The sequence below is a fragment of the Thermogutta terrifontis genome, assembly GCF_002277955.1.
GTDB lineage: Bacteria > Planctomycetota > Planctomycetia > Pirellulales > Thermoguttaceae > Thermogutta > Thermogutta terrifontis.
Genome location: NZ_CP018477.1, coordinates 187,822 through 212,487, shown reverse-complemented (window position 1 = coordinate 212,487; position 24,666 = coordinate 187,822). Strand labels below are relative to the sequence as shown.

The 24,666-nt window shown below is 57.3% G+C and carries 15 protein-coding genes and 1 tRNA gene; 8 read left to right on the top strand and 8 right to left on the bottom strand.

The window, feature by feature from the left end:
• Nucleotides 1-81: 81 nt before the first annotated feature.
• Entirely contained in the window at nt 82-1,752 is a 1,671-nt protein-coding gene (locus THTE_RS00790) for an outer membrane protein assembly factor BamB family protein (protein ID WP_207651747.1), read from the bottom strand.
• Between the two features lie 57 nt (nt 1,753-1,809).
• Entirely contained in the window at nt 1,810-3,198 is a 1,389-nt protein-coding gene (locus tag THTE_RS00785) for a S41 family peptidase (RefSeq protein WP_157731572.1), read from the bottom strand.
• Nucleotides 3,199-3,650: 452 nt separating this feature from the next.
• Here THTE_RS00785 and hydE point away from each other — a divergent pair, with 452 nt between their 5' ends.
• The 3 genes from hydE (at nt 3,651) to THTE_RS00770 (ending at nt 7,551) form a co-directional block, all read left to right on the top strand.
• The gene (gene hydE, locus THTE_RS00780; protein WP_095413635.1) at nt 3,651-4,841 is read left to right on the top strand and encodes a [FeFe] hydrogenase H-cluster radical SAM maturase HydE; all 1,191 of its coding nucleotides are present in this window, start codon (nt 3,651-3,653) and stop codon (nt 4,839-4,841) included.
• A gap of 4 nt (nt 4,842-4,845) precedes the next feature.
• Nucleotides 4,846-6,267, top strand: a complete 1,422-nt coding sequence (gene hydG, locus THTE_RS00775; RefSeq protein WP_095413634.1) for a [FeFe] hydrogenase H-cluster radical SAM maturase HydG — start codon at nt 4,846-4,848, stop codon at nt 6,265-6,267.
• A 246-nt stretch (nt 6,268-6,513) separates the two neighbouring features.
• Complete coding sequence (locus tag THTE_RS00770; RefSeq protein ID WP_095413633.1) at nt 6,514-7,551, top strand: DUF1559 domain-containing protein; 1,038 nt, start codon at nt 6,514-6,516, stop codon at nt 7,549-7,551.
• A 147-nt stretch (nt 7,552-7,698) separates the two neighbouring features.
• Here THTE_RS00770 and THTE_RS00765 read toward each other — a convergent pair.
• Together THTE_RS00765 and THTE_RS00755 are read right to left on the bottom strand one after the other, a co-directional pair.
• Nucleotides 7,699-7,772 (bottom strand) — tRNA-Val (locus tag THTE_RS00765).
• Between the two features lie 1,078 nt (nt 7,773-8,850).
• Nucleotides 8,851-9,108, bottom strand: a complete 258-nt coding sequence (locus THTE_RS00755; protein ID WP_095413631.1) for a hypothetical protein — start codon at nt 9,106-9,108, stop codon at nt 8,851-8,853.
• A gap of 280 nt (nt 9,109-9,388) precedes the next feature.
• Here THTE_RS00755 and THTE_RS00750 point away from each other — a divergent pair, with 280 nt between their 5' ends.
• Genes THTE_RS00750 through THTE_RS00735 form a run of 4 tightly spaced genes read left to right on the top strand, consistent with a single transcriptional unit; the run spans nt 9,389 to nt 13,591 of the window.
• Nucleotides 9,389-10,153 carry a sigma factor gene (locus THTE_RS00750; protein WP_157731570.1) on the top strand — a complete coding sequence of 255 codons (765 nt, stop codon included), beginning with the start codon at nt 9,389-9,391 and terminating at the stop codon, nt 10,151-10,153.
• 42 nt (nt 10,154-10,195) lie between these two features.
• Nucleotides 10,196-10,966, top strand: coding sequence for a hypothetical protein (locus tag THTE_RS00745; protein WP_095413629.1), 771 nt, complete (start codon nt 10,196-10,198; stop codon nt 10,964-10,966).
• Between the two features lie 41 nt (nt 10,967-11,007).
• Nucleotides 11,008-12,105 (top strand): hypothetical protein, encoded by a 1,098-nt coding sequence (locus THTE_RS00740; protein ID WP_095413628.1) that lies wholly within the window; start codon nt 11,008-11,010, stop codon nt 12,103-12,105.
• 43 nt (nt 12,106-12,148) lie between these two features.
• Nucleotides 12,149-13,591 carry a hypothetical protein gene (locus tag THTE_RS00735; RefSeq protein WP_157731568.1) on the top strand — a complete coding sequence of 481 codons (1,443 nt, stop codon included), beginning with the start codon at nt 12,149-12,151 and terminating at the stop codon, nt 13,589-13,591.
• 199 nt (nt 13,592-13,790) lie between these two features.
• Here the strand turns inward: THTE_RS00735 and THTE_RS00730 are convergent, their stop codons facing one another.
• From THTE_RS00730 to THTE_RS00720, 3 genes are all read right to left on the bottom strand, one after another.
• A complete protein-coding gene (locus tag THTE_RS00730; protein ID WP_095413626.1) occupies nt 13,791-16,199 on the bottom strand; it encodes a glycoside hydrolase family 2 protein in 2,409 nt (802 codons plus the stop codon).
• 265 nt (nt 16,200-16,464) lie between these two features.
• Nucleotides 16,465-19,653, bottom strand: a complete 3,189-nt coding sequence (locus THTE_RS00725; protein ID WP_095413625.1) for an efflux RND transporter permease subunit — start codon at nt 19,651-19,653, stop codon at nt 16,465-16,467.
• 2 nt (nt 19,654-19,655) lie between these two features.
• Nucleotides 19,656-20,984 (bottom strand): efflux RND transporter periplasmic adaptor subunit, encoded by a 1,329-nt coding sequence (locus THTE_RS00720; RefSeq protein WP_157731566.1) that lies wholly within the window; start codon nt 20,982-20,984, stop codon nt 19,656-19,658.
• A gap of 546 nt (nt 20,985-21,530) precedes the next feature.
• Between THTE_RS00720 and thiC the strand changes: the two genes are divergently transcribed.
• Entirely contained in the window at nt 21,531-22,865 is a 1,335-nt protein-coding gene (thiC, locus tag THTE_RS00710; RefSeq protein ID WP_095413622.1) for a phosphomethylpyrimidine synthase ThiC, read from the top strand.
• A 33-nt stretch (nt 22,866-22,898) separates the two neighbouring features.
• Here the strand turns inward: thiC and THTE_RS00705 are convergent, their stop codons facing one another.
• The gene (locus tag THTE_RS00705; RefSeq protein WP_207651746.1) at nt 22,899-24,611 is read right to left on the bottom strand and encodes an arylsulfatase; all 1,713 of its coding nucleotides are present in this window, start codon (nt 24,609-24,611) and stop codon (nt 22,899-22,901) included.
• Nucleotides 24,612-24,666: the final 55 nt, after the last annotated feature.

Below are 24,666 nucleotides of genomic sequence, written 5' to 3'. Positions count from 1 at the left end.
TGCCCGATGACGCCGAAGCTCTGCAGCCCTTTCCATCGCCAAAGGAAAAGGGGACGAGGCAACTCGTGGAAGGCGTGCGAATCATTTCCCGGTTTCGTGAACCGGCGTTTGAGAAATGGCAGCGGGTTGGGACTGGGGATAGGCGACCGCGTACAGGCGGCTCAGGGTTGTCACGTAGAGCACCCCGTTGGCTGCCACGGCCGTGGAGGCGGTGCCGTCGCCCAGTTCGATGCGGGCGAGAAGCTGTTTGGTGCTGTCGGCTTTGAATATCCAGAAGAGGCCGCGACGCGTACCCACGCAAACTTTCCCATCCGCCACCAGTGTGGATGCCCAGACTTCGCCCTCCAGGTCGTGCGTCCAGTAAGGCTGGCCGGTTTCCGCGTCCACGCAGTGCAGATATCCGCCGCAATCGGCCACGAACACCAGGCCGTTCCAGATGGAAGGCGTCGAGCAGCAGTGCTCTTTCAGGGGATACGACCAGAGTTGATGGGTGTGCGTCACATCGCCTCGGCCGGTTGCATCAATACACTTGAGCCAGGCTTCCCGCTTCCCCCACCAGATGTCACCTCCCACGGTCACATACACCCGATTGCGATAGACCACCGGCATGCTTTTGATGTTGCTCGGACTGACCTTCCGATTGGTGATGTACTGATGGACGTTTTGCTTGGGTGCGGTGGGGTCGCAGTCGAACTTCCAGACCAGGCGGAGAGGGGCGACCTCGGAGGATTGAAAATCCTGGGGAAGGGCCTCAAAAGCATAAACAACGCCGTCGCCTCCGCAAAAGATAATGAGCCGCTGACCGTTGATCTCGGCAAGGGCCGGAGACGACCAGGTGGCGTGAAAGATCCGCGGGCCGATATGTTCCGCGTCCTGGGCCACCAGCCTTCCCGTCTTTTTGTCGAGCACGATGAGACTGGGGGCATCCGGCTTGCGAATGCGGCGGTGCGTGTTGTCCACTCCGTTTCCCGAATTGAGGTAGAGGAATCGCCCATCGAGAAGGATTGAAGCATGCGCCCCATCATGGGGATAGATTCCGGCCTGCGAAGGCATGTCAAAAAGCCACAGGATGTCCGCGTCAAAGGGCGTGACGTCGAGCGGCTTTTCTCCCGGCGGGACCATGTGCTGTCCCTCGGCCAGGTAAGGACCGTCGTTTCCGTTGCGCTGGCCTTCCAGATCGAGACACACCACTTCAAACCGGTTGGTCACGGTGTAGAGGCGATCGCCCTCGACGGTCGGCGGTGAACACATACTGATCCGCGGCCAATCGAGATAGGGATCATCTTCGCCCAATCGGGGCACCACGAGCTGCCAGATGGGCTTTCCCGTTTGCTCGTCCAGACACAGCAGGATCGCGCGATCGCCCTGATGCCGGGGATCTCGCGGTTTGGCATTGTTGATCCCGATGAACACGCGTCCCTGCGCAATCACAGGTGACGAATAGGTGTTACTTCCCAGGACCACGCTCCATTTGATGTTTTTGCCAGTTTCGGGATCGAAAGAGTCAGGGAGATGGGTTTCCTCGGATACCATATTGCGGGTAAAGCGCTGGCCCCATTGCGGCTGGTCAGCCGCCGAACCGGCACGATGAAGGCCAATAGCAAACAGGCAGGCCCCAATCGCCACAAGCGTGGGCAACCAACTCACGCGGCAGAGCGCACGGCGGAAGGTGGAAACCGTGCCGCCCCGGGCAGGCCACATGTGTGGGAGGCAACGTGGGCGGGAAAAATATCGGCTGGATGGATGGGTCATGGTCCACCTCTTTGAAATGGCACTGGCGGGATCATTTCAGGTTGGGCCGGCGATGAATCAACCAACTCCTTCGCGGATGCCGGATATGCCTGCGATTGTAGACACGGGCGACGCAATGGTCGAGAGTTGGCGGTTCGCGGGAGGCTCCTTCCGGGAAGCGGCCTCGATCTCCTGCTGCAAACATTCCACCGCCCGGTCCAGTTGCCGATCGCGAAAATTCTCTGGGATTTTGTCGAAACCTTCCGGCTTGGGCGATCCCGGCGGCAGGTAAATATCGCGGAGGGCACGGTAGCGGAGGAGGGTTTCCAGTTCCTCTTTCTCCAGGGGCACCTCCCAGCCCGGATCAGGTTTCACGCCCCATTCCTGAGATTCGTCGGCCCCCACCATGCGATGGATATTTTTGCCGCTGGGCCGCCAGTAGGCAGCGGTGGTCAGCTTGAGCAGTCCCATGCCCGGTTCCAACTGAATCAGTTCCTGGACCGTCCCCTTGCCGAATGAGCGTTCCCCCACCACTTTGGCACGCTGATGGTCCTGCAGGCAGGCCGCCACGATTTCGCTGGCGCTGGCGCTGTAGCGATTGATAAGGACAACAAGCGGCAGGTCGGGACAGACCGGGCGTCCACTGGCAGTATACCGGGCCTTGATGCGACCATCACGGTATCGCGTGGTGACAATGACGCCCGACTTGATGAACATATCGCAGATGGCAACGGCCACTTCCAACCGCCCACCGGGATCATCCCGCAGGTCGAGGATGAGACCCCGAATGTTCTTCTTGCGGAGTTGCTCGAGGATTTCGCGAAGCCGTTTGTCGGAATCCTCCGCGAAGGTGGGGAGGCGGACGTAACCGATGTCGGGATGCTCCTCGAGAACAAAGTTCCACGAGCCGTCCGGATTGCGCGAATCTCCCAGAACGGTTTCCGCCTTGATGACCTCCCGTTTGAGTTTCACATCGCGTGGTTTTTCTTCCCCGGGTGTTTGGATTGTCAGAGTGACTTCTGTCCCTGCTTCGCCGCGCATTTTTTTAGCGGCCTGGTCGAGGGACAGACCCTCGGTCGATTCGCCGTTGATGGCGATGATGATGTCGCCCGGCCGAATCCCCGCTCGCTGGGCTGGTGTATTTGGCAACGGACTGGCCACACAAATCTTACGGGTTTTGGGCTCCACAAAAATTTCAATGCCCACGCCACCAAACTGTCGATCCAGCTCCTCGGCAAATCGGGGGAGGTCCTGTTCGCTGATGTAACTGGAATACGGGTCGAGGACCTCCGTCATGCCGCGGATGGCCGCCTCGGCAAGTTTGCGGGCCGGCTTGGGTTCCAAAGCCTTGAATTCAATCTGTTCCAGCGCGTAGGTGACCACCCGGGCATAGCGGGAACTGCGGTAGGCACACAGCAGGCACACCACACAGGCAATGACGAGGATCTGGACATTTTTTCGCGGCATAAACGTTCCACAGCCTGATCGCGGAGATTTGAGGGACGTTGGCAAGCCAATCCTCGGGCCGTTTACCTTCATTATGACTTCGCGGGGCGCCAGGAATGAGTACCTTACCATCGAAAAACACTTCACACATCAAACCTACTTTTCGGAAAAGCCCGGCGGACAACCCAACCGGCTGGCGGGGAGAGACCTCGTCGCTGTGAAGGATCCAATCAAAAAACACTAGCTTATCACTGATGATTGGATGCCGGTGGGAAATTCGGGACTGTGCGTGGCGGCAACCTCCATGATGGGTGGGCCTAGCCCGGCACGTGGATGGCCCGCGGACCTCCAGCGACCGCTGCCGCACAGAACGCTCGGTTTTGCCGTATAATTGTTTGACGTCCGATCGGCGCCCTGGCCCTGAGCAGCAGAAATGGACCGATTGGATATGTTTCCGCGAATGGTCTTGCACGATGCCGCTTTCAATCGAAACATCACTTAATCGCGAACAATTGATTGGATGGCTTCGGGAGGAGAATCCTGCCCGGCTCGCCCAGCTCTGGCAATGGGCCGACCACCTCCGCCAGATTCATGTTGGGGGCGAGGTCCACCTCCGCGGACTGATCGAGATTTCCAATTATTGCGTGCGGCTGTGCGCCTACTGTGGCCTGCGGGCGCCCAACACGGAACTGGTGCGTTACCGGATGTCCTTCGACGAAATCCTCGCCTGTGCCCGGAAAGCGGCGGCTCTTGGCTACGGCACCGTCGTGCTGCAATCGGGCGAAGACCCCGGACTAACCACACAATTCATCACCGAAGTGATTCAGGCCATCAAACAGGAGCTTGGACTGGCAATCACGTTGAGTCTTGGCGAACGCGAGGAGGACGAGCTTTGGACGTGGCGGCAGGCCGGGGCAGATCGCTATCTCCTCCGCTTTGAGACTTCGCAGCCCGAGTTGTACGCCCGCTATCATCCCCCGCGACCGGGGAAAACCAGCGATCGCATCGCACTGTTACGGCGGCTTAGGGAGATGGGTTATGAAGTGGGTAGCGGCGTGATGATTGGACTGCCGGGCCAAACCTACGGCGATCTGGCTGATGATCTTCTGCTCTTCCGCGAGCTCGATTTGGATATGATCGGCGTCGGGCCGTACATCGCCCATCCCAGAACGCCCCTTGCCGATCCGGCATTCTGCCGAGTTGTTCCCGCGGAAGAGCAGGTCCCCGCCAGCGAATTGATGACCTACAAGGTCATCGCGCTGTCTCGAATCTTGTGTCCTCGGGCGAACATCCCCAGCACCACGGCCCTGGCCACACTCAATCGGAAGAACGGTCGGGAGCTGGGGCTGGTTCGTGGGGCGAATGTTGTCATGCCCAATTTAACGCCGCCGCACTACCGCATCCATTACGAAATTTATCCCAACAAGGCCTGCATTCAGGAGACCGCCGAAGCCTGCCATACGTGTCTGCGAGCGCGGATTGAGTCAATCGGCCGTCACGTGGGTCAGGGCCCCGGCGCATCCCCGAATTATCGATGGCGAACCGGCATGCAGGTTGAAACGCCTTCCGCGGACCAAGCGGTTGCACCGTCCGTCATCAACGACCGGCCAGCATCCGGGCGTTCATTCCACGGTGCGGAAGAAGGCCAACATCGCGAGGAGTGAAACCATGACCACCACCGCCAATCGGCGCTTGAGCACCAGCGCGTACGACTTCATCAACGAACCTTACCTTTTGAGCTTGCTGGAGCGAAGAAGCGACCCCGGCGAGGTCCGCGAGGTCATCGCGAAGAGCCTGGCCAAGGAACCGCTCACGGTGGAGGAAACCGCCGTACTGCTTGGTATTTCATCGCCGGAGCTTTGGGAAGAGGTTTTCCAGGCGGCTCGGCAACTCAAGCGCGATGTTTACGGCAACCGCATTGTTTTGTTCGCCCCGCTGTACATCGGCAGCGAGTGCACGAATGACTGCCTGTATTGCGCATTCCGCCGCTCCAACCGGGAAGTTGTGCGCCGCACCCTCACGCCAGAGGACATTGAGGCGCAGGTCCAGCAGCTGCTTGATCGCGGCCATAAACGGCTGATTCTCGTCTTCGGCGAGCACCCCACCTACTCCCCCACATTCATCGCCGAATGTGTGCGGAGGGTGTACGCGGTGCGACGGCCAAAGGCCAACATCCGCCGCGTCAATATCAATGCCGCTCCCATGGATCATGAAGGATTCGCGGAAATCAAAGCCGCGGGGATCGGGACGTATCAAATCTTCCAGGAAACGTATCATCACGAGACCTACGCCAAGGTCCATCCCCGCAACACCCGCAAGGGAGATTATCTCTGGCGACTCGATGCGCTCAGCCGGGCGATGGAAGCCGGTTGCGACGACGTGGGGATCGGGGCGCTGTTCGGACTGTATGACTGGCGGTTCGAGGTCCTCGGCCTGGTGAGCCATGCCTGGCACCTCCAGAAGCACTATAATGTCGGGCCACACACGATCAGTTTCCCCCGTTTACGTCCCGCGGCGGGTGTCAAGCTCGATGAAACCTATCGGGTCTCCGACGAAGACTTCAAACGTCTCATCGCCGTCCTGCGATTGGCGGTGCCCTACACGGGCTTGATTCTCACGGCGAGGGAACCGGCCTGGCTGCGGCAGGAGGTTATGGAATTCGGTGTCTCCCAGATCGACGCGGGAAGCCGCATCGAAGTTGGCGGCTATACTGAGGCAGGTGACGCCCAGGTGCTGGAGCGTGAGCAATTCGAATTGGGCGATCTCCGTCCGCTGGATGAAGTGATCCGCCAACTGCTGGTGGATGGCTATATCCCCAGTTTTTGCACGGCCTGCTATCGACTGGGGCGAACGGGGGAACATTTCATGGAGTTTGCCATTCCGGGCTTCATCCAGCGCTTCTGTACACCGAATGCGCTCACCACGTTGATGGAATATCTTGTGGACTATGCCAGCCCGGAGACGCGTGCAGCCGGCATGAAACTCATCGAAAGCGAACTGGCAAAGCTTCCCGACGGTCCGCGAAAAAACGCCCTCATTGAACGGCTGCGTCTGATCCAGGAAACAGATCAAAGGGACCTCTACTTCTGAACGTCAGATCTGCAACCGGTGACCACCCACGTCCCGGGGCGATTCGGTGGCTTTCGCGGATGCTGGTCCCCTTTGGTCATCTTTTCCCTCGACCGGTCTGGCCTGCGCTGTCGGTTTCGATTGGGCAGCGGCAGTCTCCCGTCGACTTGCTTGACCGTGTGACGCCGGGGTGTTAGTATTACGATTACCGAATACGTAACACCATGCGATGACCAGTCGAATATTGTCTTTCCGGGAGATGCTGGCATGAAAACCTTGGGAAAACCTCGTGGCTTTACACTGGTTGAGCTGCTGGTTGTGATTGCGATCATCGGCCTTTTGATTGCCCTGCTTCTGCCGGCCGTGCAGGCCGCTCGAGAGGCTGCCCGACGAATGAGCTGCACGAACAATCTTAAGCAAATCGTGCTCGCGCTCCATAATTTTCACGACAGTCGGCGGGAGTTCCCCGTTGGATCTCCCAAAAAGGTTTGCAAGGGGTATGAGCAGATTCCCGATTGGCAGTACCGCTGGGGGCCGCTCGCCATGCTCACGCCCTACATGGAACAGTACAACATCTATCAGCGGCTGAACCTCGATGTGCCGCTCTACGGTCACACGGGCGTGTACAATGGGCCGGGCGTGGGCGTCCATCCCGACAACGTGGAGCCCGTCAAGCAGGACGTCAGCTTCTTCTACTGCCCCAGCGACCGCCGACGTCGTGTCCAGCCGGAGTTTGGAGCCACCAACTATCTGGGCAATTGGGGCCGGGGAGCTCCCACCAGTTCCGGTACCGCCATCTTTGACGGGGATGGTCTATTCTTGCAGGATCGGGCAACCAATTTTGCCGACTTCACCGACGGTACCAGCAACACCGCGGCGTTCTCCGAAACGGTTCTCACCGACGAGAGCATCTCCTATTCCGGTGGAGTGGTTCTCACACCACAGAATAAGGACCAGGTCATTGTGGGAGAATCCAGCAGAAGTGATCCATTCCTGACTGTGGAATGGTGCACGCGATACGGTCAGCCGGTGGCGTCACAGCCCAGCCGAGGACTTCGCTGGGTGGACGGGTTCGTCCTCTATGGTGCGTATTACCATTGGTGGGAGCCGAACTCGCGGATTCCCGACTGCGCGAAATGGTCGCCCCTCCGTTCTCTCTGGCAGATGGCCCGGAGTCGCCATCCCGGTGGCGTTAATGTGGCCATGGTGGATGGCTCCGTTCGCTTCGTGAGTCAGACCATCGATTTGGAAACGTGGCGGGCATTGGGCTCCCGAGACGGCGGAGAAACCCCCGGCCAGTTCTGATCCGTCGAGAGCTGAACGAGAAGTAAAGCGGGAATCTCTTCGATTCGCGGGCAATAGACTGCGAGAGCCGGTCCGTTGGAAAATCAATCGGTGTCGGACCCGCGCAAAAAAGAAACCCGGCCGTCACCGAACCGGGCACCTGCCGAGTGGGCGGCACTGGATTCGAACCAGTGACCTCGACCGTGTGAGGATCGCGCTCTAACCAACTGAGCTAGCCGCCCGCAATAAGCTTCAATCGGTTTTCGCCGTGACTCTCGTTTGATCTCCGCTTTTTCACGGCGAACCGCAGCTCTTTTGCCCTGTGTCCGTTCGTGCACAAACAGCGACAAAAATTGCGCAAACTGCCGCGAAACCTGCCATCCGTCGCCGCTGTTGCTGGTCGACGGGCACGGATGGCCAGGGCTCATCTTTGATTTTATCGGGCGAGCGCCCCATCGTGCAAGGCCCACACTCTGAACCATCCCCACTTTCGCGAAAACCTGTGAGATGCCGCGGCTCCACGGTGTCGTAGGGGCAATTCATGAATTGCCGCCATCATTTAACCGGCAACTGAACTGACCCGTTGGGGCTTGCCTGGTGAAACGGATGATCCAAACTTGGGAAGCGGACCTCACAAGCAGGACCGCCCGAATGACGTTTCCCACTTCGCGAACACGATAAGCATTCACTGGTAGGGGCAATTCATGAATTGCCCCTACCGGTGAACGCTGTGAGTACCCGTTCTGTGTGGAGAAGCAGATCCCTCCCGACTTCCAACACACGGACCTGACAAGCAGGTCCCTCCGAAGCACGTCCCTCCGAGGTTTTTGCAGAGGGGCACGCTTGTCGTGCCCGGTCTGTATGGAGAAGCCCATTATAGGCTGTGAAACTGTGCAAGCGTTTAAACCCTCATGCAAGATGACGGTCCGCGCGGAATGTGCATCACAAGCCAACAAAACACTGATCCGCGGCATTTTTTGCCTTCAAAGACCAGCTTCCTGTCTCTAAAACACACCTATTTCCAGTCTCCCTGCTCCACGCACCCACTGACTTTTCTTCTGTGACTTTTCCTGATTCATCCAGTTTCAATCTCCCAACTTACCTTTCCGGCAAAAGCGTTTACAACGCAAACGGCTCGTTGTCGCTGCGGAAAGGAAAGCCGCTCTTGCCGAACAGCACGGGGCGCGGTCAAACTTTTTGCCAAACACTTTTGGGCATGCGCACTGGTTTGTCTGCCAGCCGCGATCAAAGGGAAAGGCCCCGAAAACGGAATTTCACGGGTTATCGAAGAGTCCTCACGGCAATCGCCGTTAAGCCGTCTTATTCGTGTTCTGTCGGCTCAAAACTTTCATCGTGGGGGTCATCATCCTCGTCGTCCGGCGGGACCTGCCATTCGAACAGGGCGGAGACGATCGCACACAGAAGGAGCCATGGCGGCAACGTGATTGGCCATTCCAGTTGAAACTTGGGTTTAAAGTTGAGCAGAAAGAAAACGATGCCCATGATCACGCCCCGAAGGGCCGCCAGGAGTACGCTCGTCAGCGTGGCGTACGGATTCCGTTTTTCCAGGAGGCCCATGGTTGATATTGCTCCAAAACCTGCCACTGCTGAGCAATGATCTACCTTTCTCACCCAGCGGCACAGACTTCCCTGACGGAAACGCTTTGTCCACCTGGAATGGCTTGCTCCGCTCGTCTTCTCTTTGCTTGCGAATGCATTTTATCACATTGGTTTGTCGAGGGCCAAAGGGATTTTCTCATTTCTGATCGTGGACTTGCCGGCAGTTGCCGGAGGTCTGGCTGACGACCAAAATAGTGAGAGTTTCTGGATGGTCACCGCAAACCCGGGGAGAAATCGAATGAGTGCGGGGAAACAAGGGATCCCTCACGAAGAGAATGAGATCAATCAATGGGCACGGCTGGCGAAAGACGGCACGCCGGAGGAGAGAGAAGAGGCATGGCGAAAACTGGACTCCGCTATTCGTAAACTTGTGTATGATATTGCGGCCAAGTATGCACTGAGTCCTCAAGAGCTTTCTGAATTAGCGGACGAAGCGCCTACAGCAGTTTACACGCGATTCAACTCCTTCGACCCAGTGCGAGGCAATTTCCGCGCATGGTGCTACCAGGTGTTGGATCGTTGGTTGATTGATGAACACCGCAAGAAGGGACGTAGACGACGCCGGGAAAGGACAATTTCTGAGGTTTTTGACGCCGAATCTCGGCCAAACGAGGGCATGGCTGAATGTCCAATCGAGGACCATCACCTCTCAGACCCCGCGACGCAGGCACAGTGGCGAATGGACCTCGATCGCGATTTCGGTGAGGAGGATCTACAGGAGCTTGAAAAAATCCCGGTCAAAAGAAGGGTCTTCGGTCTTGCGGTCGCAGGCCTCTGGGACCGTGTGCCGAAGGAGACCTGGCAAGCGTGGGTCAATAAGATCGATGGTTTACCTCAACCCTTTCCTCCTCCCGGGATTGAGGATTGCCAGACACCGAACGATCGCATCCACTTCCTTGCGGATTGCCTCAACGTTAGCTCTCAGAGCGTGAGAATGCACTACGAACGAATGGAAAACAAGATTCGTTCACTTCGCTGGTTCGATTCGTTCCGCTCGCCGTAATAATACCGAAACTAACATGTCGCTTGAGGACAAGGGAAAGCGATGAACGTATTGCAACGTTGGCCGGACTTGCCCGATCCCCGGCCGCAGCAACAGCATTGCCGGCTCGATGTGGTGTTCTCAGAGGGAGCGTGGTATCACTGCCAGAAACACTGGACAAGCCGCACTGAACCGTGGAAAGAGGAGTTCGGGTCGGACACTGTGGCACACCTGAAGCAGAACTTGGAGATTCAATCGGCGGACGGTCAGGCCGTGGTTTCGCGCGTGCTGGGCGTCCTCCGTGAACAAACGCGCGAGGCCTTGAGTCGGCCGCAAGCTCTGGTCTACCGCTCTCGGCATAAGTCCGCCAGTTGGATGACCTGGCACCTTGTCCTTCCAAGCGGGGCTGTTGCTATTCTGAGGGGAACAGGCCCATCCCTGCGATGGGTGACCTGTTATTATCTCCATGCGGCAGCCGTAGAAAAAAACAGAAGGCACCGGTGGAAAGCCGCCGTCCGACAGATTATCCGCCGGTATGTCCCTCTCAAGGGTGAACCACCGCAATGGTTTATGCCATCGCCTCAAGAAGACGTGGTCCTCCGAAACTCAGAGGGGAAAGTTACCGGGCGGGCAAAAAATTTGCAGTTTATCACGCCGGAGAACTGGGGATTTGAACCGGAACTGAAGGGCTGTCCGTGGCGGGGTCGATTGCCGTCCTGGCCTGCCGCCGAAGAGGCTCAAGGCTCAAGACACTCCAGGTCCCGCCCACGGTGGCTGAAACCCCGGCGACGGTGGGAAGAAAGTGCCGATGCTGATAGCGTACGCCTGCATTAGCTTCTCAGTTCCAGAATCATGGGATTATCAGGAATGCCGCCATGACGACTTTTCGTTCGTTAAGGGAAGATTTATACGGATATGTCGATCAGCTAAGGGAAGCCTTGGCTGATCCCGCCTTAAATGAGTTTCAAACGGGGACGCCCAGTCCCGAGGCGAAACAAGCGGCCGCCAATGTGGCCGTGGCCCTGGGATACTGTAGAGTGTTCGGGCTCGATGCGGGTGAGGATGACGGGACTTTACCCGCACTTGAGGCCATCGCGGCGATCGAGGCATTAGAAGACAGGGTTGCGGAGCTGGCGGAGGCCGTCGAAACTCTTCCCCAACGGTGGGACGATGCCCCCGTTGGCGAGGAAGACGCCCTCTGCGCCGATCTTCTTGAGCAACGCATGGACCTCTGGGTGGCCATGGCCGCCCTCGGGGAGGCCGCTTGCGAGGCCTTTATTGACGCCGATCCTTTATGGGAAACCTTGCACGACAAACTCCAGGGATTGGCTGAAAAAATAGAAGTTGTGGACCGCCAAATGCAGCAAAGGGAGATTCTGGAACTCCTTTCCACGCTCGTGGGAACGGAGCTTCTCAATAACTGGCGGCAGTTGCTTGTGGAACCCTACCGTTCATTCGCCCCGTACTGGCTTGATGGCACGCTGGAGGAGATCGACGAAGAATTGCAAAAACGATTTGAACAAAAGAGTGCATGGCTTTCCAGACTTCCTCCCCGGCGTGCTGGGGCAGCGGCGGCAAGGGAACAAGCGGCCCGGCGAACGGCGGAAATCATTCTTGCCACTCGGGTCCTGAGCGTCGCCGCGGAAACTTCCAACTTGGTCGAACCCTTGGCCATGTTGAGTTGGCGGTCGCCTGATCGCCAATACTACGCGGCGACTTTGTGGCCTTCTTGCCACAAACGAGGTCAAGAATTGAAATTGCGGGTTTTCCGCACTCAGGACAACCAGCCTGCCACCGAATTGGCGGGGGCTGCAGTCGAATTTGCTGGGGTCCAAAGTCAACTCACCCCGAACGCGGAGATGCCTTACAAGGTGGATGACGTCTATGAATTCGTAAAGGCTCATTCTCCCGGAACGGTTCCACTCCAAATCAACGGCATCCCTTGGGAGGAGGAAGAGCCGGATACCCGATGAGCCATATCACAGAGGCTGTATGACAGGTCGAAAGCACGTGACCATGAGTCCCTCGCAAGTGGTCGCTGAGAGAATCGAACGGTTGGCCCAAAAAAGTCCGGAAGAGCTCACTAATCCTGAAGCGCTTAAACTCGCAAGAGAACTTGGCCCGTTGGCGAGCTGGCTTCTTAAACCCGAAGTCTTGGAGAAAGCGCGTTTGGAACTAGCGGCCTACGGGTGGCCAACCGAGGAGATCTCCCAGTATCGAAAGCCTTACTTGCCCGATGGCCCGGGAGCGTGTTGGGTTGTGGCGGTTCGAAAAGATACATGCTATCCCGCGCTGCGCGATTCGATAGTCCTGCCTCTCAGGTGGCAAGAAGGACTTTCAGAAAAACCGCCCATTCTTCCCGAAGGTCTGCAAGAAGTTGCCGACGAGGTGGTCCGCGAGCTGAAGGCTTCTCGGGCAATTGCGGAATCCGACCAATGGGAACTCCATCCGGCCAGCGACAACCTCTTCGATCCTGGCCTCCCTTTCCTCAAGGGTGACTATTCTTCCGCCTGGGCACCGCTGGCAGGGGCCCTCATACTGGCCGCAAACAAAGGCAAGCCCGACCACAAAGTTTGGGCCACTGGCGCCTGGGATCGCCAAGCGGGCGTGACTCGCGTGGAAGGGATCAAAGAGAAATTGGCCGTGGCCAACGAATTCCATGCAACACAATTCTTTGTTCCTGCTTCATGCTTCGAGGAAGCCCGTCAATGGGTCCGCGAAAATAATTGGCCCATAGAAATCAAGACATTCGAAAGGTCCACGCCTCGTCCCCACGAGGCACTCCGCCCCTACAAATTGCAGCTTCGCGTGCCGGCGAGTAGATCTGATCCTCCGGAAGAGCGCGCGGCAACATACCTGGACATTAGCTCCGATCACGAGCGTCGGAAATATTACCTCGATTGCATTTTAGAAGATTTGGCAAACGAACTTCGGAATCAATTCAGCAAAGAGCCGGAAAAATTACAGTGCCGCTATTTTATCACAATTGTGAGCGACAGCCCGGAATTGATCTATCTCATGCACTTTGTATTTCGCCCTAGAAAATCTTTGATTCTTTATACTCAGGAAAGTCAAAGCAATCGAAGAAATGAAAGCTATCCAAAACTGGCAGCCGAAGTTGAAGAATGGCTGAAATCCCCTGAAGTTCAAGAACAACTTGGCTCATCCCAACCTCGCGTCGAAGCATTTCCGGATGGAGATCTGGAGGAGCTGGTTCCCCGATTTCGCAGCCTCGTGGACGAATTACTCCAGGGCGATGATCCACGCTCGTTGGTCATCGATGTTACGCCGGGAAAAAAGATTATGAGTATTGCCTGGACCCTGGCAGCACCAAAAGGTGCACGTCTCGTGTATGTTGACTCCAAATTTGCTCCTGCTGCGCGCAAGCCGCAACCGTTTACGGAAAGACTGACTATTTTCTCCCTTGACACACTCTCGAATAACGACTCATCCGTGTAATATCCCACATAAACTTGGCATCTTTTTTATCGAGTTGCCCTAATAATCGCTCTGTCGATTTGGAATTCCTTTAGTGTTTTTGTCATTGAACGATTTTATGACGCGGGTGAGTTCTGCCATTTATTAATCACGCCATGACGGCGTTGTTCTCCGTGCACGGTGCCGCAAAAGGTTTGCTGCCAGACGCTGCGGTGTGACGTTATTCCGATGGCAATACAAGACCGGCGTCAATGTACTGGCCACCCTCGGTTTGCTGGCAGGTAATGGCTATCACGTTTCGCCCAGGTTGTAACGCTGCGAGCGCCTCCGGAGTAATTGCCACGTCGTCGTAATCTGTGAGGAATCCCGATTCACGGAAGGCTTCGACCCCGTTGAGATATACCCGAACATCTTCATCATGATGGATTCGTAGCCGAAGCTGCTCTCTCCGGATCAGGACTTCTGCCGGCAAATGGAATTCGCGGCGGAGCCAAATCTGCTTGGTGGTCCACTCGGTTCCGATAATGGCCCCTGGAGTCCCCCGACGTCCGAAACCCGCCGTTCCCTGCGCCCAAGTGCTATCGTCAAAGTCCGGCTGAAACCAGTTGGCAGATGGCTCCTGGGTGGTGTAACGCCAGACTCCACCGCCCCGGCGAGCCGTGGAAAGCAGTTCATCACCCGACAGAACGCACAAACCAACGACCCCAGAACGAAGCACTTCAGGCTTCACTTTAAAGATCGCCCGATCGTAGGTCAAAAGACCATTGCATTCGGTTTCAACATCCACAAGCTGGGTGTAGAAATAGCCGCTGCGTCCGTCATTCTCCCTTTGGCGCCAAAACGCCTGGTACATTCGCCTTATCCATCTTGTGAGCCAATCTCGGGCATCCTCGGTCAAGGGTGGTAAAGGCGGCTGCATTCCCTCCACAGGCCGCCAGGTCTGCGGCTCATACGTTCTGTACGCCCAGGCCGAAGTCTCATTCCATGAATGCCCGACCGCACAAGCCCCCCATCCGCCATCTTCACTGGTGATACTGATCCGTTTTGCATCGCTGGGGGGAACACCGCCGTGAGAATCGATGACGTCGCCACCCCCATGCCACGGAAAGCCACTGGCTTCATCAACCAATCGGGTGGGATCGATCTGCTTGACCCATTCTGCATTGCGAAGAGTATCAAACTGGCCCCAGCCTTCATTGAAGACAATCCACATGATGATCGACGGATGGTTGCCAAACTGTCGCAATATCTGCCGGACTTCCGTTTCCCACTGCGCGGCTGCTTCGGGAGAGCGGGCGCGATCCGTCCTGGCGTCGCCCGCATCGCCAGACGGAAAATCCTGAAGCACCAAAAGCCCCAGCCGATCACACCAGTAATACCACCGCTGTGGCTCCACCTTCACATGCTTGCGCACGGCGTTCAGTCCCAGTTTTTTGGCAGCCTCGATGTCAAATCGGAGAGCCTCGTCGGTTGGGGCGGTATAGATTCCGTCTGGCCAGTAACCCTGATCCAGGGCCCCGACCAGCACGTAGGGCTTACCATTGAGGAGAAGTTGAGCACGCCCCCTGGAATCCTGACCGATTGTCACCTCGCGGATTCCCACGTAGCTTCGTACGCTATCCGATGTCCCGGCTGTCTCGTCAGTGAGCTCAAGCAGAAGATCGTAAAGATGCGGCTCTTCCGGCGACCACGGTTTCGCGGAATCAACGGTAAGTTGCATGTCGATACTAAAATACGTCGACTCTGCCCTGTAAAAGTCCACCAGATTCTGCTTCACGGCAGGCGCAATCTGGTAGGAAACCACCTGACTGGCCACGGACGTTTCCCCATCACGAAGTTCCGCCCACAGGCGAATCGAATGGTCAGGGGGCATCCGGCCAGCCACCTTGAGGTAAACTCTCCCCTGCCCTTCTCGGAGTTCAGTGCGAATCGCGAGGTCTTCTACAAACGCGGCCGGAACTGCTTCCAGCCAGACCGTCTGCCAGATACCTGAGCAGGCCGAGTAGGAACACCCTCCCGGCCGCAGTGACTGTTTTCCCCGCAATTGCCAAAACGTATCAGTGGGATCCCAAACAGCCACGACCAATTCCTGAGGACCATCCTGCCGCAATAACTCGGTAATATCAAAACAGAAGGCATCGTAGCCACCACGATGCGTCCCCAGGGACCGTCCGTTGAGCCATACACGAGTTTCCCAATCCACCCCATCGAAATGGAGCAGTACCCGCTTGTTTTTCCAGGATTCGGGAACCTCGAACTGCCGCCGATACCAGAGGCTCTCCGCTGGACTGAGCGGCCGCATCACTCCCGAAAGTGAGGACTCAACCGGAAACGGTACCAGGATTTTCCCCTGGTATTGGGACGGCTGAGTAAGCTGGTTGCGGGCCTGAATGGCGTAGTCCCACAAGCCGTTGAGGCAGATCCAATCCTCACGGGCCAGCTGTGGTCGCGGATGCTCACATCGCGGTCGCTCCGCAAGAACCTGGTCGGCCCACCGCGTTCGTAGGGGCCCCCTCGCAGAGAACTGACCTGTGTCGCCCGATTCCTGCCCCAACAACGGCTCCTTCCCGAATCCAAATGCCGTCAGGAGGAACACATTCAGGATGATCCATAATTTCATTGCGAGCATGAGGTTTCACCACAGAGTGCCAACGCCACAACCAGGAACGGAAGACTATGGTCCTCAACCACCTCCTCCATTCCCCAAAAAGTATCTTTCGATGGGGACCTCTGATTTGAAGATATCGATTGGCCCAGGTCCAAACAACATTGTTCTCGAATTGAAAGACTACGGCCTGTGTACATAAGCGCAAGCACGGACTCGAGGTTGCACGCGCCAGACAAAGCTTGGAACAAATAACATCTGGATTGGTTTATCGGGGCCACAAAGGTGTTCACGCACCTGAGTCGGCCACCTGGGATTCCGCGATGGTTGTTGTCCCGGGTTGCTGTTCCCGGTGCTTCTTTCTGCCAAAGAGTTGCGAAATCAGCACGAAGAACATGGGAATAAAGATAAGATCGATGAAGGTGGCTGAAAGCATGCCGCCCGTCACCGCCGTGCCGATGGCGTTCATGGCCCCGGCCCCGGCTCCGGTGGCCAAAGCCAGTGGGAGTGTCCCGAAGAAGAAGGCCAGCGACGTCATGACCACCGGGCGAAAGCGAATCCGTGTGGCAGCCAGCGTGGCTTCAACAAGCGGTTGTCCGCGGCTCAACTGGTCTTTGATGAACTGAATGATGAGGATCGCGTTTTTGGTGGAAAGTCCCATCGTGGTGAGGAAGCCGATCTGGAAATACACGTCGTTGGGTAGACCGCGAAGGTAGGTCGCTGTCAACGCACCGAAGACCCCCAGAGGCAACATCAACATGTTGACGAAGGGAATCGTCCAGCTCTCATAGAGCGCCGCCACACAGAGGAAGATCACCAGGACCGAAAAGGCGTAGAGGATCGGCGCCTGGGTTGTCGCCATCCGTTCCTGATAGGAAATCCCCGTCCAATCGAAGCCCACGCCCGGCGGCAGTTTGGTCATCAGTTCTTCCATGGCCTTCATGGCCTCCCCGGAACTATGGCCGGGGGCTGGTTCCCCCCAGATATTCATGGAAGGAAAGCCATTGTATCGCTCCAACCGCGGAGAACCGCTTGTCCATCGCGTGGTGGCGAAGGAGTCGAAGGGGACCATTTTCCCCTCTTGATTGCGGACGTAGAGCCGCTCCAAATCCTCCGGCAGCATGCGATAGGGTGCGTCCGCTTGAACATAAACTCGTTTGACACGGCCTCCCTGAATAAAGTCGTTGATATAAGCCCCACCGAATGCCGCCGAGATTGTCGTGTGGATGGTACTGATAGGAACACCGAGCACGCCGGCACGCTCCCAATCGATATCGACACGGTATTCGGGAACATCCTCCATGCCGTTAGGTCGAACGCGCTGCAGCGCCGGATGACGCGCTGCCATTGCAAGCAACTGATTGCGGGCAGCCATCAGGGCCTCATGCCCAATTCCTCCCATGTCGATCAGTTGAAAATCGAAGCCTGTCGCATTACCCAGCTCTCGGATGGCCGGCGGTGGAAAGACATAGATGTTGGCCTCACGAATCTGGGAAAGGGCGGCCATGGCTCGGTCCGCGATCGCTTTTGCCCGCAGGTCCTTCCGTTCTCGCTGATGCCAATCTTTGAGCATGATATAAACCATACCGTTGTTCTGGGCACGTCCCGAAAAACCACTGCCCACGATCGTCATGCAGGAGGCCACTCCCTCCGCCTCTTTCTCCAGAAAATATTCCTGGACTTTGTCTGCCACAGCCTGGGTCTGTTCCAGGGTTGAACCGGTGGGCAAGGTGATCTGGGCCATCAAAACACCCTGGTCTTCCTGAGGGAGAAATCCTGTGGGAACACGAAGAAAGAGATCGGCAATGAGGATCAGAATCAATACGTAACCCACCAGATAAGGCAGTTTATTTCGGATGGAATGATGGACAACCTTCACGTAGAGATCGCGAATTGAGAAAAAGATCCGGTCGAATCCGACAAAGAACCATCGCAGAAACCAGATCGCGTTTTCGCCTGGTTCATGTCCCTTAGGAACAGGTTTCAGAAGCGACGCACAGAGGACCGGCGTCAGGATCAGGGCCACCACCACAGAAAGCAGCATGGCGGAAATGATGGTCACGGAAAACTGACGGTAAATGATGCCCGTCGATCCTGGGAAAAACGCCATCGGGCCAAAAACAGCGGAGAGGACCAGACCGATCCCGATCAGGGCACTTGTGATCTGTTCCATGGATTTGATGGTGGCCTCGCGTGGGGGAAGGCCTTCTTCGCTCATGATCCGTTCCACGTTTTCAACAACGACGATGGCGTCGTCCACCAGAAGTCCAATCGCTAGCACCATGGCGAACATCGTGAGCATATTGATCGAAAAGCCCATGGCCCCCAAGACCGCAAACGTCCCCAGGAGGACGACCGGTACCGCGATTGTTGGAATGAGCGTTGCCCGCAGGTTACCCAGGAATAGCAGCATCACCAGAAAGACCAGGCCAACGGCTTCGAAAAGTGTCTTCACGACTTCATAAATGGCAACACGAATGAACGGGGTTGTGTCGTAGGGATAGACCACTTTGACCCCTGGGGGAAAGTACTGACTCAATTCGGCCAGACGTTTCTTGACGCGGTCGGCGGTGTCGAGGGCATTGGCCCCCGGTTCCAGTCGCACGGCCAACCCAGCCGACGGCATCCCGTTATACTTGATACTGGTCGCGTAGGAGTCCGTTCCGATTTCAACCCGCGCAACGTCCCGAATACGGACGATAGCACCGTCCGGCTGAACAACGATCGGGATACTGGCAAATTCCTCGGGCGTTTGCAGCAGATTTTGAACGACGATGCTGGCATTGAGCCTCTGGCCAGGAACGGCAGGCGCTCCACCGAATTGACCGGCCGAAACTTCCACGTTGTAGGCCCGGACGGCCCGGATCACATCTTCCATGGTCAACTGGTACGCGGTCAGTTTGTCTGGATTCACCCAGATCCGCATCGCGTACTGGCTGCCGAAGACCTCGACTTCGCCAACACCCGGCACACGCGCCAGGACTTTTTCGAGGTTGGACTGAGCATAGTCCCGGAGGTCGATATCCCTCAGGCGCCCATCTTGACTGATGATACTGGCGATCAGGAGATAGTTCCGCGTCGCCTTGCGGACCGTGATCCCCATGCGCTGAACCATCTCCGGCAGGCTGGCCATGGCCAGTTGCAGCTTATTCTGGACTTTGGCCCAGGCGAGATCAGGGTCTGTCCCTGGAGCGAACGTCAACTCGATATTGCAGGAACCCGCCGAGTCGCTGGTGGCGGAAAAATAGATCATGTCATCGAGCCCCGTCATCTTCTGCTCGATGATCTGGGTCACGCTGTTTTCGACAGTTTCGGCTGACCCGCCTGGATAAAAGGCCGTGATACGGATCGTCGGCGGTGCGATATCCGGATACTGCGAGATGGGCAGATGATAGATCGCCAGCCCACCGAGAACCATAATCATGATCGCGATCACCCAGGCAAAAACGGGTCGATCGAGAAAAAATCGGGATAACACGGCTACCTCCCGTTGGTAGGCTCAGATGCTTTTGACGATTCCTCTCCTTTGGTGGGCGATGCGGTGGAAGATGTCTCAGTCCAAGGCACGACGTTGACCGTCATGTCGGGTTTGAGCCGCTGCATGCCCTCCACCACGATTCGCTCGCCAGCCGTCAATCCTTCCAGCACCAGCCAGCGATTTCCGAAAGCACGATCCGTGACGAGATCGCGGACATGGACTTTGTTCTCCTTGTCCACAACCCACACGAAAGGCTCCCCCCGGGAATCCCGCTGAACGGCCTGCTGAGGCACCAAAATGGCATCCTGTTGCTCGCCGAGCTCAATGACGGCCCGAACAAACATCCCTGGAAGCAATTCGCCCTCCGGATTGGGAACGATGACGCGCACAATGACCGATTCCGTCCCGGGATCCACGCTCACATCGCGGAATTTCAGAATGCCTTCATGTGGATAAACAGTCCCGTCTTCGAGGATGATCTTAACTTTGTCGGTCCCCTCCGCTTTGAATCGTCCTTGTTCCAGTGCCCGACGAAGACGATATAACTGGCTGGTCGATTGAGGGATATCCACATAAATTGGGTCGAACTGCTGGATCGTGACGAGCGGCGTGGCCTGGTACGCTGTGACGATGGCACCTTCCGTGACGCGGGATCGCCCGATGCGGCCAGAAATGGGAGCCGTGACCTTGGTGTAATCGAGATTGATTTTGGCCGCTTCAAGGGCGGCCTCGGCCTGACGGACGGCGGCCTCCGCGGCGGCCAGGGCCTTGCGATCAGTTTCGACGCGGGCCTTGGCGGCAAGCAAGGCGGCCTCAGCCACCTCGGCATTTGTCACCGCCTGATCCCGTTCCATGGCCGTGGTCGCCGATGCCTCGTACATCCGCTCGTACCGTTCTAGATTTGTGCGGGCAAGATGAAAAAGGGCCTCCTGCTCCTTTTGTGCCGCGAGGCTAGCCTCCAAAGCCGCTTTAGCTTTCTCCACCGCCTGCTTGGCTGTCTCCAAATTGGCCACCGCCATGTCGTAAGCCGCCTGGTAAGGTGCCGGATCGATTTGATACAGGACCTGACCGGCCTTGACTTCGGAACCTTCTTCGAAAAGCCGCTTCAAGATGACCCCATTGACCTGCGGTCGAACCTCCGAGACCAGATACGAGGCCGTTCGCCCCGGCAACTCTGTGGTGATACGCACTTTCGTTGTTTCCACCGTATAGACAGCAACTTCAGGGGGCCGTGGAGGCGGTGCCGCTGAGGGTGCCGTTTCACAACCAGCGATTGCGAAAACACTGTCCGCAACCAACAAAACAGCCAATAACTTCTGCCGAATACTCATCAAAACACTCCACGGCAAGGCGACCGCAACCATCTTCCGGAGGTGCTCCCTCGTACGCTCATCGATCTACAGATACCAAACACCGCCGGTATCATTTGGTTCTCAAAGGCCTTGAGCGAGACTTTGTGAATGCAACTTAAGGGGGGAAGACAATTCTTTCAGGGAGGATTCACCTCCAGTATAACCAGAATCACTTCAAAAATGGATCATTTGACGGCATCTAAAACCATACTTGCGTCACCACCGAGGAGCCCTTTGCTGTGTTTGCACACCGCGGGACGGCGGACTTGCAACAGGGACTTCCAACGGCCCCGAAAACAGCATTTCCTCCAAGTGCGAAAAAAAGGGATTTTTCCCGCAGCAAACGATCTTTCCAGACCCTGCTTGAATCCAAGATGCGACCAACGCAACCGACTCCAGCACGCCACGCATCGGTTGCCGTTCTGGTGGCACACAATAAGATAAAGGTTGAGTCGGCGTCGGACGCCGAGTTCTTTGTGCGTGGTTCCATGGGAAAGATTACCTCGCTTGGGAGGATACATTAAGATGGCCACACAGATCGAAGCCGCTCGGGCCGGGGAAATCACACCGGAAATGGAATACGTCGCTCGCTCCGAGCACCTCAGCCCAGAATTTGTGCGGGACGAGGTCGCCCGGGGGCGGATGATCATCCCGGCCAACAAAGTTCATCTCAAAAAGGGACTTAAGCCCATCGGTATCGGCATCGCATGCCGCACCAAGATCAACGCCAATCTTGGTAATTCGGCATTGCAAAGCGACGTCGAATGCGAGCTGCAAAAGGTTCACTGCGCGATCAGCCTGGGGGCTGACACGATCATGGACCTCTCCACTGGTCCAGATATTGTGGGAATCCGCCAGCGGATCATCGACGCGTCGCCTGTCCCCGTGGGGACCGTGCCCATCTATCAGGTGGCCGAGGAACTCGACGACATCGCCGATATGACGCCGCAACACTTCCTCGATGTGGTCGAGCAGCAGGCCGCCCAGGGCGTGGATTACATGACCATCCACTGCGCCTTGCTGCGCGAACATCTGCCCCTGGTGGAAAAGCGGATCACGGGCATCGTCAGTCGCGGCGGGTCTCTGATTGCCAAGTGGATGGCGGTCCATAAAGAGCAAAATCCGCTGTACACGCACTTTGACGACCTGTGCGACATCATGCGGCAGTACGACGTGAGCTGGAGCCTGGGCGACGGACTTCGACCGGGATGTCTCGCCGACGCCAGCGACGAAGCCCAGTTCGCCGAACTGAAGGTGATGGGCGAGCTTGCCCGGCGGGCGCGGGCGAGAGGCTGCCAGGTCATGATTGAAGGTCCGGGTCACGTCCCCATGGACCAGATCGAGCGGAATATCCGCCTGCAGATGGAATGGTGCGACGAAGCCCCCTTCTATGTGCTGGGACCGCTTGTCACGGATGTGGCGCCAGGCTACGACCACATCGCAAGCGCGATCGGAGCAGCCATGGCCGCCTGGTATGGCGCCGCCATGCTTTGCTACGTGACCCCCCGGGAGCACCTCGGATTGCCCACGCTGGAAGATGTCCGACAGGGAGTGGTGGCCTACAAGATTGCCGCGCATGCAGCGGATGTCGCACGACACCGCCCCGGTGCCCGCGATTGGGATGATCAACTCAGCCGGGCACGTTTCCGGTTCGACTGGGAAGAGCAGTTCCGACTGGCGATCGATCCGGAGACAGCGCGGCGGATGTGGGAAGAGACGGCCCGACCCGGAACCAGCCTTCATGCCAAATACTGCAGCATGTGCGGCCCAAAGTTCTGCTCGATGCGGCTCTCCCAGGACGTCGCCCGGCTGGAACAATCCTCCGAGCAACCCGCCGCCAAAACCGTCAGCTCGCGGTGATTTGACACATCAATTTGGAGAAAAAGTGTAGCCTCACGGCTCCACGCGGGTGACGACAACAAAATAAAACCCACGCCAGGAGCCGTCTTCCTCCACGTGCCGCGCCTCCAGCTTGGTTTTGCCTGCCGGCAGATCGGCCTCGAAGACAACGCCCTCGGCATCCGGCGGGATCGGCTTTTCCTTGTCCAGCAGACCTTCGACTACCAGCCGAGCCCTTCCTTTCGGAAGCTTGAAGGACACGTATGGTGGCCGATCCCGAAGCTCGAATCGGTACCGTCCGGGACGAGCAAATTCCACCGCCCAAAAACCCTGCCCCTTGAGGCCTCTTTGCATCTGGCTTTGATCCCAGGGAACGATGTTCCCGTGCCAATCATGCGAGCAGAGTATCACGGGATTCTGTTCCGGTGCGCCAAGGACCAGCTCGCAATATTCCCCAAAACGTTGGGACACATCAGCATACCACCGCTCATACGCACCGCGGAGTTCAGCGACTTTCTCCGGATGTTCCGAGGCCACGTCGTGCTGCTGGCCGGGATCACTCCGCAAATCGTAGAGTTCCTTTCCGTCAATGAGCCGCCAGGGCCCCTCCAACACCGCCGAGGCGGCCCACGGCCGAGGATGATCCACCCTGTTTACCTGCACCACCAGAGTCCGTTCCGGAACTGGTTGCTCAGTTTCCAAATAGGGGCGCAGAGTGATGCCGTCCAGTTTGAGATCCTTCGGAAGCGGGACGCCGCAGAAATCCATCAGCGTCGGCAGCAAGTCAAGGTGAGCCGTCAAGCCAGGGACCTCTTTGGGCGTGAGTTTTCCCGGCCAGCGGATGAAACAGGGAACGCGATGCCCTCCTTCGTACATGGAACCTTTTTTGCCCCGCATTCCGGCATTGAATCCTCCCCCTGCCGTGCCGTTGTCGGTCATGAACACGAGGATGGTCTTCTCTTCCAAGTGGAGTTGCTTCAAACTCTCCAGGAGTCGGCCGACATTCTCATCGATATTGGTGATCATGCCGTAAAACCTGGCTAGGTTGTCGGGAAGCCCCGCCTCTCGATATGGCTGGGCGTACCGCTCCTCGACCTGAAGCGGTGCGTGCGGTGCATTGGTGGGAAGATAGACGAAGAATGGTTCGTCCCGGTGTGATGTGATGAATTTGAGAGCTTCACGGAAAAAGATGTCCGTGCAATACCCCTCGTGTTTTTCCCACGAACCATTGTGACAGAGCGTGGGAGAAAAGTAGGTATTGCCCCAGTAGTCCGGGCCCTGACCGATGCCCCCGCCCAAATGAATGAGACATTCCTCGAAACCGCGATCCCACGGCCGATAGGGAAAGCTATCCCCCAGGTGCCATTTTCCGAAAATGGCCGTGCGATAGCCCGCCTGGCGGAAGAGCTGCGCCATCGTCACCTCATCCCGGCGCAGTAACGATCGCCCCATGATGGTGTGCCAAACGCCGGTCCGACACGAATAGCGTCCTGTCATCAGGGCAGCGCGGGTCGGCGAACAGGTGGGGTCCACATGGAAGTCTGTCAACCGCACACTTTCCCGGGCAAGGCGATCCAGATTGGGCGTCTTGATGAGGGGATTGCCGTTACAGTGCAAATCACCGTAACCCTGATCGTCGGTGATGATGAGAATCACGTTGGGCCTTGACGGACGGGCCTCCGCGGCCTGACTCTGGCCGCGGCAAACCGTGCCCATCAGAAGTGCGCCCACCATGAGGACGAACGCCCAAGGTTGGAATCTGCTCATGGAACGGCTCCTCTCCCCGACCATCACAGTAACACCCCGCGCTGTGCGCATCTGT